We start from the raw sequence: 14,483 nt of genomic DNA, 5'->3' as shown, positions 1-14,483 counted from the left end.
ATACAAACTTAGTACGATTTTACGCCGTTTCAGGCCGTCTGAAAACGGATTATTACAGGGTTTTAACGCAAGATTGCCAACAAATCCAAAGGCGTGGCAATACGGAAATCGGCAAGCCAGTTTTCAGTTTGGTCTTCGGCAGAAATATAGCCCCAATCGGCAAGCACGGTCGTCATGCCTGCATTCTTGCCTGCCTGCATATCACGCTCTGCATCACCGACATAAAAACATCGCTGCGCCTCAACGCCAATCTGTTCGCACGCATAAAACATAGGCTTCACGCTGGGCTTGGGTTCATCGCAAGTATCGCCGCTGACAATGACGGCAGGAGGCACGGTAAACCCGAGCTTAGGCACGAGGACATCGGTAAAACGCATGGGCTTATTGGTGATAATGCCCCATTGGATACCGCGTTGGACTAAGGCTTCAAGCATTTCGTTTACGCCGTCGAACAAGATGGTTTGATCGGCATAACAGCGGCTATATTCATCCAAAAACTCTTTGCGCCATTGCATATAGTCCGGATGGTCGGGCGTAATGCCTGCACCAAGCTTGAGCAAACCGCTCGCACCGTGGCTGGCCTGCGGACGGATTTCATCCATGCTTTTTTCTGGCAAACCGTGTCGGCGCAATACCGTGTTGAGCGCGCCACCCAAATCAAGTGCGGTATCGGCAAGCGTGCCGTCAAGGTCGAATAATACGGCTTGGGTCATAAGTGTTCCTTTGATGATTTTAGAAGGCCGTCTGAACAATCCAACAAGTTTCAGACGGCCTGAATATGGTTAATGGTGATGATGTTCGTGCATTTCCTGCAAACACAACACTTCATCTTTATGCGGATGCTGTTCGCTTTCAATCTGAATCGTACAATGCCCGATGTTGTGATGCGCCAATCCATGTTCGATACGGTAGGCGATTTGTTCGGACTCTGCAACCGTCATGTTGCCATCTACGACAATATGGCAGGACAAAACGTGGATATTGCTGGTAATCGTCCAAACATGCAAGTCGTGAACGGACTTTACGCCCTCCGTATTGCGGATCACGCTGAGCAACTCATCGGTATGGATGTTTTCCGGCGCGCCTTCCATCAAAATGTGCAAAGTCTGTTTAAACAGCTTCCAGCCACTGCGCCCTACCAAAGCCGCCACCAATACGCTGGCAACCGTATCCGCCCATTGCCAACCATACGCCATCATCAGTACCGCTGCGACAATCGCCCCTATCGAGCCGAATAAATCGCTGATTACGTGCAGATACGCGCTGCGCATATTGACGTTTTCTTCGGTATCGCCATTTTTCAACATATAAACGGCGACGCCGATGTTGACCAGCAAACCGATGATACTGACCACCAACATGCCGCCCGTCAAAATTTCCGGCGGATAAAACAATCGTTTAACTGCTTCATAAAAAATCATCGCCGCAATCAACACCAGCGACAATCCGTTAAACATCGCCGTAAAAATTTCAAAACGCTTGTAACCGAATGTCTTTTGCAGCGTGGTCTGTTTCTCGCCAAGTTTGAATGCCCACAATGCTACGCCCAGCGAAAACGCATCGCTGAACATATGCCCCGCATCGGAAAGTAGGGCCAAAGAGTTGGTCAGCCAACCGCCGACCGCTTCAACCAGCATAAATCCGGCAATGACGAAAAAGGAAATACGCAATACCTGCTTATTAGCGGTATGCGTGTGCGCGTGCGAATGATCGTGATGATGTGCCATAATGATTTTACCGTTTCAGACGGCCTTTTTATCCTGTTTCAAACTTTTCTCAAAATCTTCCAACATATCCAGCTCAAAACGGCTGAATCCTGCGCGTTCCCGTGCTTCGATATTGACGTAGCCGCGGAAGATAAACATATCGTAACGCGCAATCAGGCTGCGGAACAAGGCAACCGGTTCCAAACCGCGCTCACGGCAAAGATGCTGATACCAATGATTGCCGATGGCGACATGCCCTACTTCATCGCGATAAATAATATCCAACACATCGCAGGTTTCCACATCGCCACGCTGCGCCACTTTTGCACGAATACCCGGCGTGACATCCAAACCGCGCGCTTCCAATACCCGCGGCACCAAAGCCATGCGCAATAAAGGATCGTAAGCGGTTTTATACGCCATATCCCACAAATGCCCATGCGCTTCAAAATCGCCGTAATCGTAGCCCAAGCTGTTCAGACGGCCACACATCAAGCCGAAGTGAAACACTTCTTCTTTCGCCACCCTTACCCAATCGCGTACAAACTGAAACGGCATATTGCGAAAACGATACGCTGCATCCAAAGCCAGATTAATCGCATTAAATTCAATGTGCGCAATCGCGTGCAACATCGCCGCATAGCCTTCGACCGTATTCATCTTGCGCGGCGTAACTTCCGAAGGCGCAACCAAACGCGGACGGGGCGGATGTCCGGCAAAACGACAATCCACAGGTTTTGACTCATCAACCGTCAAACCTTCCGCCTCGCCCAACTGCGCAAACAAGGCCTGCGTCAATCTTCCCTTTTCATCCGGATTGTCCGACAACAAAGCCTGTTCCAATAAAGGATAAGGATTTAGATACATACAAAATCATTGTTTTAAAAAGACAAATATTATAACCGTTTTAAAAAGCAAACAGAAAGACTATAATTTCAAGCTTTCCGTAAAATGACATTAAATACCACACCAAGCCCTTATGCGTTTCATTAAAAAAACGTCAAAACCAAATGCAGGCCGTCTGAAGAAATGAAATTATTTCAGATACTTGCTTGGATTTTTCATATTTACACAAATTAAACCCTCCATTCAGCCCCTTGCCTGTTACACCATAACGTCTATACTGAACCCATCTCTCCGAACAAGGAACCAAAACATGAAAACTACCCGACTGTTCACCCTGACCGCTGCCGCGCTGCTTTCTTCAGCCATCGGCTTTGCACAAGCCGGCGCAGTGGACGCTCTGAAAAAATTCAATAATGACGCCGACGGTATCAGCGGCAACTTCAGCCAAACCGTTCACAGCAAAAAGAAAACCCAAACCACACACGGTACATTCAAAATCCTGCGCCCTGGTTTGTTCAAATGGGAATACACCAAACCCTACAAACAAACCATCGTCGGCGACGGCAAAACCATTTGGCTCTATGACGTAGATTTGGCGCAAGTAACCAAGTCCTCACAAGACCAAACCATCGGCGACAGCCCTGCCGCCATCCTCTCCAATAAAACCGCATTGGACAGCAGCTACACGCTGAAAGAAGACGGTTCAGCCAACGGTATTGACTACGTTTTGGCTACGCCTAAGAAAAACAACGCCGGCTATCAATACATCCGCATCGGCTTCAAAGGCGACAACCTCGCCGCCATGCAGCTGAAAGACAGCTTCGGCAACCAAACCAGTATCAGCTTCAGCGGTTTGAACACCAAGCCTAACCTTTCCAGCGGTATGTTCAAATTCACGCCTCCTAAAGGCGTTGATGTCTTGAGCAACTAAGCTTCTAATAAAACACAAAGGCCGTCTGAACAACAGACGGCCTTTTATTTAGTTCAATTCAACATCAAACATACTGTTACTTTTGACCTTGAATGGCAGCGGCAATTTTTTCTGCGCCTTTTTTCGCCCAGTCTGCCTGCTTGGCTTCCACCATCACGCGTACGACAGGCTCGGTACCGGATGCACGCAAGACTACGCGGCCTTTGCCTTCGAGTTCTTTTTCCACTTCAGCCAAAGCCTCTTTGGAAGCGTCCTGCCAGTTTTGGCCTTTTTTGATGCGGACGTTGATCATGGTTTGCGGATACGGCTGCCAATCGGCGCAAACAGTGGCAAGGTCTTGATTCAAGGTTTGCAATGCCGCCAAAACTTGCAGCGCGGAAATGATGCCGTCGCCGGTATTGTGTTTGTCCATACACAAAATATGACCGCTGGCTTCGCCGCCAATCGACCAACCGCGTTGGTGGAGCTGTTCCAACACATAGCGGTCGCCCACTTTGGCGCGGCAGAAATCAACGCCCTGCTCTTTCAAAGCAATTTCCATCGCCATATTGGTCATCACTGTACCCACTACGCCGCCGATTTCCACGCCTTCGTGTGCGCGTGCTTTGGCAATCACATAAATCAGGCTGTCGCCGTCATACACTTTGCCATTGCGGTCAACCATCATCAAACGATCACCATCGCCATCCAAGGCAATGCCGTAATCAGCTTCATTTTGCAACACAGCCGCTTGCAAAGCTTTCGGATGGGTCGCACCACATTTCTCATTGATGTTGTAACCGTTTGGCTCATCACCGATACTGACCACTTGCGCGCCCAACTCGTGGAATACTTTAGGCGCAACTGCATAGCCTGCACCATTGGCGGTATCGACCACCAATTTCAGACCGCGCAAGTCTAAATGACTTGGGAAAGTGGATTTACAGAACTCGATATAGCGGTCATCCGCACCATTAATCCGGCGCGCGCGGCCAAGACGGCTGGACGGCTGGGTTTTCATTTCCTCATCGATTTTGGCTTCGATTTCCAACTCAATTTCATCGCTCAACTTCACACCGCCTTCGGCAAAGAATTTAATGCCGTTATCGGAATAAACATTGTGGGAAGCAGAAATCATCACACCGGCAGACAAACGCAAAGCACGGGTCAAATACGCCACGCCCGGAGTCGGCAGAGGGCCTGTTTGAATAACATTAACACCGGCGGCGGTAAAACCGGCAATCAGCGCAGCTTCCAGCATATAGCCTGAAATACGCGTGTCTTTACCGATCAAGACGGTCGGTTTGATTTCGCCTTCGTGCTGCACCAAAACCTGACCTGCCGCATAGCCTAATTTCAGGACAAAATCAGGATTGATAGGAAACTGACCGACTTCGCCACGCACACCGTCAGTACCGAAATATTTTTTTGCCATGAGATAACTCCGTGATTGTTTTGTCGTATGTGAATATTGTTGAACTTCTTTAAAAGAATCTTGATTGTATTCGAAAGCCGTCTGAATCTTTCAGACGACCCTTGATCATGAGAATAATTTACTACTTCAGTATTATAGCAAGATCCGGATTTCCTGCACAAAAAAAGCACATCCTTTTGCAGAATGCGCTTCCTATTCGAGATTCAAAATCAAATCTTAGAATTTAGCACCAGACTGATTAGCCATGTAATCAACTGCAGCTTTCACTTCATCATCGCTCAGGCTACCGTTACCACCTTTGGCAGGCATTGCGTTAAAGCCTTCGAGTGCGTGTTTGTGTAGGGTGTCTTTACCTTGTTTGATACGAGGAGCCCAGTCTTCTTTTTTACCTACATGGGGAACACCTGGAACTGCGCCGCCGTGACATGCTTGGCAGTTGGCTTCGTAAACTTTTTTGCCGTCTGCACCGCCGGCTGCTGGAGCTGCCACACCTTTGTTATCTGCTTTGGCCGCATCTGCTTTAGGGGCTTCTGCAGGAGCTGCACCTTCAGCCGCCGGAGCTGAAGCGGCTTCACCGGAAGCGGCTGCATCGGCAGGAGCTGCGGCATCAGGATCAGGGAAAGTACCGCCGGCTTTGTTGGCCATGTAAGTAATGGCGCGTTTCAATTCTTGATCGGTCAAATCAGCCGCACCGCCTTTGGCAGGCATTGCGTTGAAACCGTTCAAAGCGTGTTGGAACAAGGTATCAAAGCCTTGGGCGATACGAGGAGCCCAATCGCCTTTGTTTTCAAATTTAGGCGCATTAGGAACGATGCTGTCCGCCGCGTGACATTGGATACAGATTTTGTTGAAAATCTGGTCGCCTTGACGTTCGCCGACAGGAATACCGTCGCCCATTTTGAGTTGGCCGACTGGCTGGATACGGGTTTGAGTCGCAGCTTCGGTTGTTTCGGCAACATCGCCGAATGAACCGCTTCCCGCCAGTTTGATCAGGAAGTAAATCACTGCAATGACAATAACGATACCGCTCACAAGGGTGAACAATGCAGAGCCTTGGGCTTTGTGGTCGCGGAGTTGTTTCATTTGGTAGGCCTCGCCGTTAGGTTAGGTTGTGCTGTAAGTTATAGTTTATGTGTTAAACGCAGTTAACAATATTTTGCTGGATTATACTGAATTCGCAAAGGCTTTCCAATCCATCTTGAGAAAAAGATACGCAAAAATCCTCAAAAGGCCATCTGAATTCTGCTAAGCCTTTGTAGTTAATTGATTATTCCAGCCATACAAAAAAGTGACCGCCAATGCCACTTTCAGACACTTTCAAGATAAACTTTGCCAATAAAGCCAATATGCGTTAACCTTACGGCTTCCGCACCCATAGCTCAGTTGGAAGAGTGTCAGTTTCCGAAGCTGGAGGTCACAGGTTCGATCCCTGTTGGGTGCGCCAATTATAAAGAGGCCGTCTGAAAGATGAAAATTTTTCAGACGGCCTTTTGATTTACTTCAAATAAAACTACATTCAATTTCAGATTGAACGGCTATTGCAACACTTTGGCAAATGCTTCGGCCACATAATCGATATTCGATGCATTCAATCCTGCCACACACATCCTGCCCGAATCCAGCAGATAAACGGCAAACTCGTCGCGCAGGCGGTGTACCTGCTCTACGGTCAGGCCTGTATAGCTGAACATGCCGCGCTGTTTGATGAAATAACTGAAATCGCGATTAGGGATTTTGGCCGTCAAAACATCATAAAGTTTCTGACGCATGGCACGGATGCGGTCGCGCATGGCATAAACCTCGTGTTCCCACAAAGCACGCAAATCATCGCTGTTCATCACATCAGACGCAATATATGCACCATGCGCGGCAGGGCTGGAATAAATGCGGCGGACGGTAAATTTCAACTGTCCGAACACCAGCTCTGCTTCTTCCTTATTGGGACACACTACGCTCAAACCACCGACGCGCTCGCCGTACAGCGACAGGTTCTTCGAGAAAGAGTTGCTGACAAACAAAGGCAAACCAATTTCGACCGCTTTGCGGATTGCATAGGCATCGCTGTCTAAATCTTCGCCGAAACCTTGATAGGCAATATCCATAAACGGAATCAGCTTGTGCGTTTTAATGATGTCCAACACTTCATCCCATTGCGCTTGCGACATATCTACGCCGGTCGGGTTTTGACAGCATGGATGTAAAATCAAGACGCTGTTTTCCGGCAATGTTTTGAAAAACGCAGTCATCTCTTCAAATTTCACGCCAACGGTTTTAGAGTTGTAATAAGGATACGTCCCCACTTCAAAACCTGCCCCTTCAAAAATGCCTTTATGGTTGTCCCAAGTCGGATCGCTGACATAGGCTTTTGCATCGGGGAACCAACGGTGCAAAAAGTCGGCACCGACTTTCAATGCCCCCGATCCGCCTAAAGTCTGTACGGTCGCAACGCGCCCTTCTGCCAATACCGGATTATCCTTGCCAAACAACAAACGCTGAACGGCACTCCGATAAGTGTCCAAACCTTCCATTGGCAGATAAGGAGATGGGCGCGGTACAGCCGCACGCTCTGCTTCTGCCCGGCGGACAGATTCCAAAACCGGCATTTTGCCTTCGTCATCAAAATAAATACCTATGCTCAAATTGACTTTTTCAGGACGCTCGTCGCGTTTGAAAGTTTCAACCAAACTCAAAATCGGGTCGCCCGGATAATACTCGACATGACAGTACATGGTGCTTCCTTTGTTTTCAGACAGAATTGATGAAGATTGTGGCACTAAAAGGTCTTATTTGCAAAATCAGGCCGTCTGAAAAATTCAGACGGCCTGATTATTTTTAAACACTACCAATCTACCCGTTTCAAATCATTTTGCGCCAATACGTCCGCATGCTCACTGCGGCTTTGATATTCCCTGTCCTGCAAAATGCGGCGGGCGACATAATTTAAATGCAGTTTGGCCGCTTCCGCCGCCTCGGCCGGTTTTGCCTGGGCAATGGCTTCAAAAATAGCGCGGTGCTGTGCAATCAGTGTCGGGCGCGGGTCTTCGGTTTGATGGATATAGATAATGCCGCTGCGTGTTTGCTGATAAAGCATTTTCAACAGGCTGCTGGAAAGGTGGCTGAACAGGATATTGTGTGCGGCATCGGCAATGGTTTGATGGAAGCTGACGTCTGCTTCGGCTTGATGCTCCAAATTTCCGCTTTCACAGGCCGTTTCAAACTTCTGCCGCCAGAAATCAATGCGTTTCAAATCGGTGTCAGTCCGTCTTTCGGCAGCTAGTGCCGCCATACAGCCCTCAACGTGACAGCTGAAATCGAAAACGTCTGTTTCCCAATTGGTATGTTTGCCGAGCAACTCCTGCCAGCTTTGTAAAAAATCCTGCTGCGGCTTGACGGAAACATAATAGCCATCGCCCTGCCGCGCTTCCAAAACCTGCTTGGCAATCAAGATATTCAATGCCACCCTGACTGACGGACGCGATACGCCGAATTCTTCCGCAAGCGTACGTTCGGGAGGCAATTTACTGCCTTCTTCATAAATGCCGGTCGCGATACGTTCTTCCAAAACGGCTAAGACCTGATCGCTGATTTTTTGCGGACGAACCAATTTCGTCATGTTGTATTCCTGATGATTGAAGGACAGTTGTATTCAAACGGCCATAAATTGGATTGACCAATTGGCCGCCCATTCTAATCAATCCCCTATTTTTTCGTCAAGAAATGCCATTCTCTCCATCGCAAGCAGTTTAATTCAAACACATTCATTTTTATCAAGTAACCTCACCAATGCCTTCAAATCAATATTTTGGTATGACCAATCTTAATAAACAACCTATGCGCCCAAAATCTGAAAATATTGATTTAGATTAAAATCCCACTGCTTCTATTTAACTAGACTTTATATATAATACTTAGGTATTAGTTAACATAATTCCTAATAATAGAGAGAAACGATATGAAATACCCACCATTACTTATCTTACCCATTGCCTTAGCCGTATCCCAAGCATGGGCAGATACCGATCCTACACCTGAAGAAACGGTTACCCTTTCCCCTGTCACCGTCACCGTCACCGGCACACAACAAGAAAAAGCCAATCGCGTTACTTTCAACCCCAAAGCTGCTTTGCAACCCCTCCCTGCCGGAGACGGGGCAGACCTTTTACAATCCGTGCCCAACATGAGCATCATCCGCAAAGGCGGCAGCTCGGGCGATCCGCTGTTCCGTGGCTTGGGCGGCTCGCGCCTCTCCGTCAATGCCGACGATCAGTTTATTTATGGTGGTTGCGGTATGCGCATGGACCCGCCGACTGCCTATATTCACCCAAATTCATTTGACAAAGTCGTGGTCACCAAAGGCCCGCAAACCGTTACCCAAGGCATGGGTTTGGTCAGCGGCTCGGTGCAATTTATCCGTAAAGATCCTGATTTCACTGAAAAACCTTACAACATCAACGCAACCCTGACGGCAGGCAGCAACGACCGTCTTGACGGCTCGCTGGAAGCCGAGTTCGGCGGCAAATACGGCTATGTCCGTACCAATATCTCCCATAACAAAGCCGACGATTACAAAGACGGCGACGGCAACCGCATTCACTCCAACTTCAAACGCGACAGCCAAATGTTGCAACTGGGTGTTACCCCGACAGAAAATACCACCATTGCCGGCACATACGAGCGCAGCAGAGCCAAGGTTGCCTACGCCGACCGCATGATGGACGGCAGCAAATTCGACCGTGATGCGTGGAATATCCGTTTTACCCAACGCAACCTCACACCATGGTTCAGCGAGTTGGAACTGCGCTACGGTAAAAGCGAAATCGACCACGTGATGGACACATACAGCCTGCGTACCATCTACAATCCTGCCGGCAAGCAGATTAAAAATGCCAACAACCCTAAACGCAATACCGATACAGGCCGTCTGAAAGCCACTTTCGACTGGGACAAGCTCAACCTGCAAACCGGTTTGGATTATTTGGATGACGTCCACGTCGCGCGTCATGAGCGTGGTGGCGACGGCTACAGCCACAAGCCTTATATGCCCAACCAAAGTTTCAAACAATGGGGTATTTTCACCGAAGCTTCTTGGCAGCAAACCGACAATCAACGCTGGGTAGCAGGTTTGCGCCATGACCAAGTCAAAGCGCATTATGATACCGCGCGCGTTACCGACCCCGTTTTGAAACATCAAAAATTCAATTTGAACTCAGGCTTCCTGCGCTGGGAAAGAAATACGGACAACGGCCTAAAATACTATGCCGGCTTCGGTATTGCCGAACGCGCACCTGACTATTGGGAACGCCTGCGCTCTGAAAACAAAGCCATCCGCGCAGAGCAAAACCGCCAAATCGATGCTGGTGTAATCTGGAAACGTCCTAACCTCCACGCATCTGTATCCGTATTCGGCAGCAACATCAAAGACTTCATCATGATGGAGCGCCAAGGCATGATGAATTTCAACGTACGCAACATAAACGCTTCTCGCTTTGGCGGCGAAGCCGAAGTCAAATGGACATTTGCGCCTAACTGGGAAGTCGGCACCAGCCTCGCCTACACCCACGGCAAAAACCGTACCGACGGTAAACCTTTGGCACAAACTCCGCCGCTCGAGTGGAACAACACCCTCGCCTTTGACAACGGCAAATTCAGCGCGGGCGCATTATGGCGCGTCGTAGCCAAACAAAACCGTTACAGCAAAGGCCAAGGCAATATCGTCGGTCAAGACATCGGTGCCTCTTCAGGCTTTGGCGTACTCTCGCTCAACGCCGGTTGGAAATTCAGCAAATACGCCACATTGCAAGGCGGCGTGGACAACGTATTCAACAAAACCTATGCTGAATTCGTCAGCCGCGGCGGCGACCCGTCTGCCGGTACTCAAACCATGCGCGTGAACGAACCCGGCCGTACTGCATGGTTGAGACTGCAAGCGAAGTTCTAATCAGCCTCGCGCGTATATAAAAAGGCCGTCTGAAAAATTTTCAGACGGCCTTAATATTTTTAAGGATGTTTTTAAACAAACAGTCCGGCGAAGCAATGCAACGCCAGACTGTTTGCTCACTATCAGATTAAATCAAACCCAAAGAGTTGATGAACACCACAATAATCGCAATCGGCGCAAGATAGCGAAGCGCACCCAGCCACAGGTAAAGCAACTGTTTCGGAATGGTGCTACCCATGCCCGCATCACGTAAAACAGACTGTTTGTCCTGAACCCATGACGTAAACACAGCAACGCTCAATGCGCCAATCGGCATGATGACGGCGGAAATAATGAAGTCCCACAAATCAAAAATGGTTTTGCCGAAAATTTTAAACTCGCCCCAAACGCCAAATGACAGCGCCGAAGGGATACCGACTATGAAAATCGCAATGCCGGTTACCCAAGCGTGGCTGCTGCGCTTTTTCTCGTCTTGACGGATGGTTGCCGCGATCACGGTTTCCAGCATGGAAAACGCGGAAGTCAGCGTCGCAAAGACAACCAACAGCATAAACACGGCAAACAAATATGTACCCATCGGCATTTTCATGAATACCGCAGGCAATACGACAAAAATCAAACCTGGGCCCTGACCGGGTTCAAAACCGAAAGCAAATACCGCAGGGAAAATCACCAATCCGGCCAGCAGCGACACAAACAGGTTCATCCACATAATCATATGGCCGGAACGGAACATATCCTGATCCTTACCCAAATACGAGGCATAGGTAATCATCGCGGACACGCCGATACTCAAAGCAAAAAACGCCTGCCCCAAAGCAGTCAGCATCGTACCCGGTTTCAAATACGACCAATCCGGTTTTAACAAGAATGCCACGCCCTCCATTGCGCCGGGCAAGGTCAGCGAACGGATAGCCAGCGCGATAAAGAGGATAAACAAACCCGGCATCAACACGCGGTTTGCCTTTTCAATGCCGTCTGAAACGCCGCCTTTGACCACCCAAATGGTAATCAGCATGAACAAGCCTTGGTAAAACAGCGAACCAAACGGCGAAGAAATCGTTTTGCCGAACAAAGCTTCAAAGTCTGCACCGGCATGAATTTCGCCGGTAAAGCTGTGTACGACGTAGTTCAATACCCAACCGCCGACCACGCTGTAAAACGACAGCAAAATAAAACACGCGGCCACACCCATGCGGCCGACCCACGGCCACTGCGAACCCGGGCGCAATGCTTTGAAGGAATCGATGGCGTTTTTACCGCCCGTACGGCCGATGTAAAACTCGGCCAATTGAACCGGCAAGGCTACCAAAATAGTGAAAATCAAAAACAAAAGAAAAAATACGGCGCCGCCGTTGGTACCGGCTGTATAAGGGAATTTCCAAATTGCACCCAAACCGATGGCCGAGCCTGCCGCAGCAAGCACAAAGCCGATTTTAGATGACCAAGATGAATGGTTGCTCATGATGTAATATTAAGAAACGTGAAGATGCCGAATTGTAACAGGGTGAAGTCAAGCCGTGAGTGGCTGGCAGACAGTCGATAAGTAATTCGCACGGATGGTGCGTACTTACCAAGCAAATTAGCATGAATTTTTGATAATTAAACTTTCAATAGCATAAATTTTATTTTTATATTCTAAATTTGACGGTTTATTTTAAAAATAAGCATATAAAAGGCCGTCTGAAACCTTGTTTTTAAGGTTTCAGACGACCTTTATCCTTAAGCCGCTTTATTTTTTCATGGCATCGGTCATAACTTTGACATTGTAGCGGTACATGCCGATGTAGCTGTTGGCCGGTGCGCCACCCAATGCATCAGAATACAGGCGGCCGCTGACATTGACGCCGGTTTCTTTGGCAATACGGTCAATCATGCGCGTGTCTTTGATGTTTTCAGTAAAGACGGCTTTAATACCCTCGCGTTTGATTTGGCGGATAATGGAAGCCACTTGTTTGGCAGACGGCTCGGCTTCGCTGCTCACGCCTTGAGGGGCGATAAATTCAATATTGTAGCGTTTGCCCATGTAAGAGAACGCATCGTGTCCGGTCAAGACTTTTCGCTTGGCGGCAGGTACGGCATTAAAGGCAGCCTGCGCATCACTGTGCAGTTTTTTCAGCTGCATTTGATAGTTGCCCAAACGTTGCTGATAGTAGGTTTTGCCTTCAGGGTCGGCTTGAATCAGCGCATTGGCAACGTTTTGCGCATAAGTACCCATCAGGACGGGGTCGGTCCAAACGTGCGGGTCAAACTCGCCGTGATCGTGATGATGGCCTTCGTGATCGTGGTCATGATGATGGCCGCCCTCTTCTGATTTCAAAGCCTGAATGCCTTTGGTCGCTTCGGCGAAAGGAACTTTACTCTGTTTGACTGCACGCTGTACATCGGCGGCTTCCAAGCCCAAACCGTTGAGCAATACCAATTTGGCACTGCGGATTTTTTTGATGTCGCCACTGGTCATGTGGTAGGCATGGCTGTCTTGGTTAGGGCCCACCAAGCTTTGAACGGCCACACGGTCGCCACCAATCTGTTTGGCCACGTCGCCCAAAATACTGAAGCTGGTGACAACAGGCAGCGGAGCGGCATAAGCTGCACCAGTCAATAATGCGGCAACGATGCCGAGTTTCCAATGTTTCATATTCTCTCCAGTGATATAACGTAACATTAACATCATCATAAAACAGACCGCCTGATTATTCAAGCGGCCGTCTGAAAAATCATGCCGTGCGGTGTTTCTTGCGGCGCAGCCATTTTGCCAAAATGCCGCCTTCCCAACCGAACACAACGGAAATCAGGTAAAGCGTGCCGCAGCATAAAATAATCGCCGGGCCGGACGGGATTTCGATATGGTAGGAAAACAACAGTCCTGCCAAGCCGCAAAGCAAAGCCAATGCGACAGACAAAATCATCAGCCAACCCATGCTTTTTGCCCACAGTCTGGCGGTAATCGCCGGCAACATCATCAATCCTACCGACATCAGCGTACCCAATGCCTGAAAACCGGCAACAAGATTCATCACGACCAGCACCAAAAACAATACATGCCAAAAGCCGCCCTTACCGCCAACAGCCTTGAGGAACAAAGGGTCTATGCTTTCCAACACCAGCGGACGGAACATCACAGCCATCAGCAAAATAGTCACACTCGCAGAAACGGCAATCAGCTGCAAAGCCGGAATATCCACCGCCAACACCGAGCCAAACAGCAAATGCAGCAAATCGACGCTGCTGCCGTTTTTGCTGACCAAAACCACACCGATGGCAAGGCTGCTCAAATAAAATGCGGCAAAGTTCGCATCTTCTTTCAATGAAGTAAACCGGCTGACCAAACCTGCCAGCAAAGCCATCAGCAAACCGGCCGCAAAACCGCCGACACTCATCGCAGGCAAACTCAAACCGGCAAACATATAGCCAATGGCCGCACCGGGCAAAACCGCATGGCTCAAGGCATCGCCCACCAAACTCATGCGGCGCATCACCAAAAACACACCGACAGGCGCCGCGCTCAATGCCAGGCAGAAAATCGACGCCAAGGCATAGCGCATAAAGTCAAATTCGGCAAACGGCGCGACGACCAAATCATATAAATCCATGTTTTATCGCTTTTTTATTAATCTCTGAAAGCCTTAGGCCGTCTGAAAAACACTT

General features: G+C 49.0%; 12 protein-coding genes and 1 tRNA gene. 3 read left to right on the top strand and 10 right to left on the bottom strand.

Annotation, left to right across the window (positions count from 1 at the left end; translation table 11 throughout):
• Positions 1-62: 62 nt before the first annotated feature.
• The 3 genes from CYJ98_RS01170 to CYJ98_RS01160 form a co-directional block, all read right to left on the bottom strand.
• Positions 63-713 carry an HAD family hydrolase gene (locus tag CYJ98_RS01170; RefSeq protein WP_049352777.1) on the bottom strand — a complete coding sequence of 217 codons (651 nt, stop codon included), beginning with the start codon at positions 711-713 and terminating at the stop codon, positions 63-65.
• A gap of 69 nt (positions 714-782) precedes the next feature.
• Complete coding sequence (locus CYJ98_RS01165) at positions 783-1,727, bottom strand: cation diffusion facilitator family transporter (protein ID WP_101756117.1); 945 nt, start codon at positions 1,725-1,727, stop codon at positions 783-785.
• 15 nt (positions 1,728-1,742) lie between these two features.
• Positions 1,743-2,573, bottom strand: coding sequence for a ferritin-like domain-containing protein (locus CYJ98_RS01160; RefSeq protein WP_101756116.1), 831 nt, complete (start codon positions 2,571-2,573; stop codon positions 1,743-1,745).
• Positions 2,574-2,862: 289 nt separating this feature from the next.
• Here CYJ98_RS01160 and lolA point away from each other — a divergent pair, with 289 nt between their 5' ends.
• The gene (gene lolA, locus CYJ98_RS01155; protein WP_003682545.1) at positions 2,863-3,483 is read left to right on the top strand and encodes an outer membrane lipoprotein chaperone LolA; all 621 of its coding nucleotides are present in this window, start codon (positions 2,863-2,865) and stop codon (positions 3,481-3,483) included.
• A gap of 76 nt (positions 3,484-3,559) precedes the next feature.
• Here the strand turns inward: lolA and glmM are convergent, their stop codons facing one another.
• Together glmM and CYJ98_RS01145 are read right to left on the bottom strand one after the other, a co-directional pair.
• Positions 3,560-4,897 (bottom strand): phosphoglucosamine mutase, encoded by a 1,338-nt coding sequence (gene glmM / locus CYJ98_RS01150; protein ID WP_101756115.1) that lies wholly within the window; start codon positions 4,895-4,897, stop codon positions 3,560-3,562.
• Between the two features lie 216 nt (positions 4,898-5,113).
• On the bottom strand, positions 5,114-5,980 hold the full coding sequence (locus CYJ98_RS01145) for a c-type cytochrome (protein WP_101756114.1): 867 nt from the start codon (positions 5,978-5,980) through the stop codon (positions 5,114-5,116).
• Between the two features lie 285 nt (positions 5,981-6,265).
• Between CYJ98_RS01145 and CYJ98_RS01140 the strand changes: the two genes are divergently transcribed.
• A tRNA-Arg gene (locus tag CYJ98_RS01140) sits at positions 6,266-6,341 on the top strand.
• A 91-nt stretch (positions 6,342-6,432) separates the two neighbouring features.
• Here CYJ98_RS01140 and CYJ98_RS01135 read toward each other — a convergent pair.
• Together CYJ98_RS01135 and CYJ98_RS01130 are read right to left on the bottom strand one after the other, a co-directional pair.
• On the bottom strand, positions 6,433-7,626 hold the full coding sequence (locus tag CYJ98_RS01135) for an aromatic amino acid transaminase (protein WP_101756113.1): 1,194 nt from the start codon (positions 7,624-7,626) through the stop codon (positions 6,433-6,435).
• Positions 7,627-7,736: 110 nt separating this feature from the next.
• The gene (locus tag CYJ98_RS01130) at positions 7,737-8,510 is read right to left on the bottom strand and encodes a FadR/GntR family transcriptional regulator (RefSeq protein WP_101756112.1); all 774 of its coding nucleotides are present in this window, start codon (positions 8,508-8,510) and stop codon (positions 7,737-7,739) included.
• A 339-nt stretch (positions 8,511-8,849) separates the two neighbouring features.
• Here CYJ98_RS01130 and CYJ98_RS01125 point away from each other — a divergent pair, with 339 nt between their 5' ends.
• A complete protein-coding gene (locus CYJ98_RS01125; protein ID WP_101756111.1) occupies positions 8,850-10,835 on the top strand; it encodes a TonB-dependent copper receptor in 1,986 nt (661 codons plus the stop codon).
• Positions 10,836-10,962: 127 nt separating this feature from the next.
• Here the strand turns inward: CYJ98_RS01125 and CYJ98_RS01120 are convergent, their stop codons facing one another.
• From CYJ98_RS01120 to CYJ98_RS01110, 3 genes are all read right to left on the bottom strand, one after another.
• Complete coding sequence (locus CYJ98_RS01120; RefSeq protein WP_101756110.1) at positions 10,963-12,300, bottom strand: sodium-dependent transporter; 1,338 nt, start codon at positions 12,298-12,300, stop codon at positions 10,963-10,965.
• Positions 12,301-12,567: 267 nt separating this feature from the next.
• Entirely contained in the window at positions 12,568-13,473 is a 906-nt protein-coding gene (locus tag CYJ98_RS01115; protein WP_101756109.1) for a metal ABC transporter solute-binding protein, Zn/Mn family, read from the bottom strand.
• 79 nt (positions 13,474-13,552) lie between these two features.
• Complete coding sequence (locus CYJ98_RS01110; RefSeq protein WP_003685375.1) at positions 13,553-14,428, bottom strand: metal ABC transporter permease; 876 nt, start codon at positions 14,426-14,428, stop codon at positions 13,553-13,555.
• Between the last annotated feature and the right edge of the window lie 55 nt (positions 14,429-14,483).

Source organism: Neisseria perflava (assembly GCF_002863305.2).
In the GTDB taxonomy this organism is placed as follows: domain Bacteria; phylum Pseudomonadota; class Gammaproteobacteria; order Burkholderiales; family Neisseriaceae; genus Neisseria; species Neisseria perflava_A.
The sequence above is the reverse complement of the archived record's forward strand: the minus strand, read 5'-3'. Positions and strand labels throughout refer to the sequence as shown.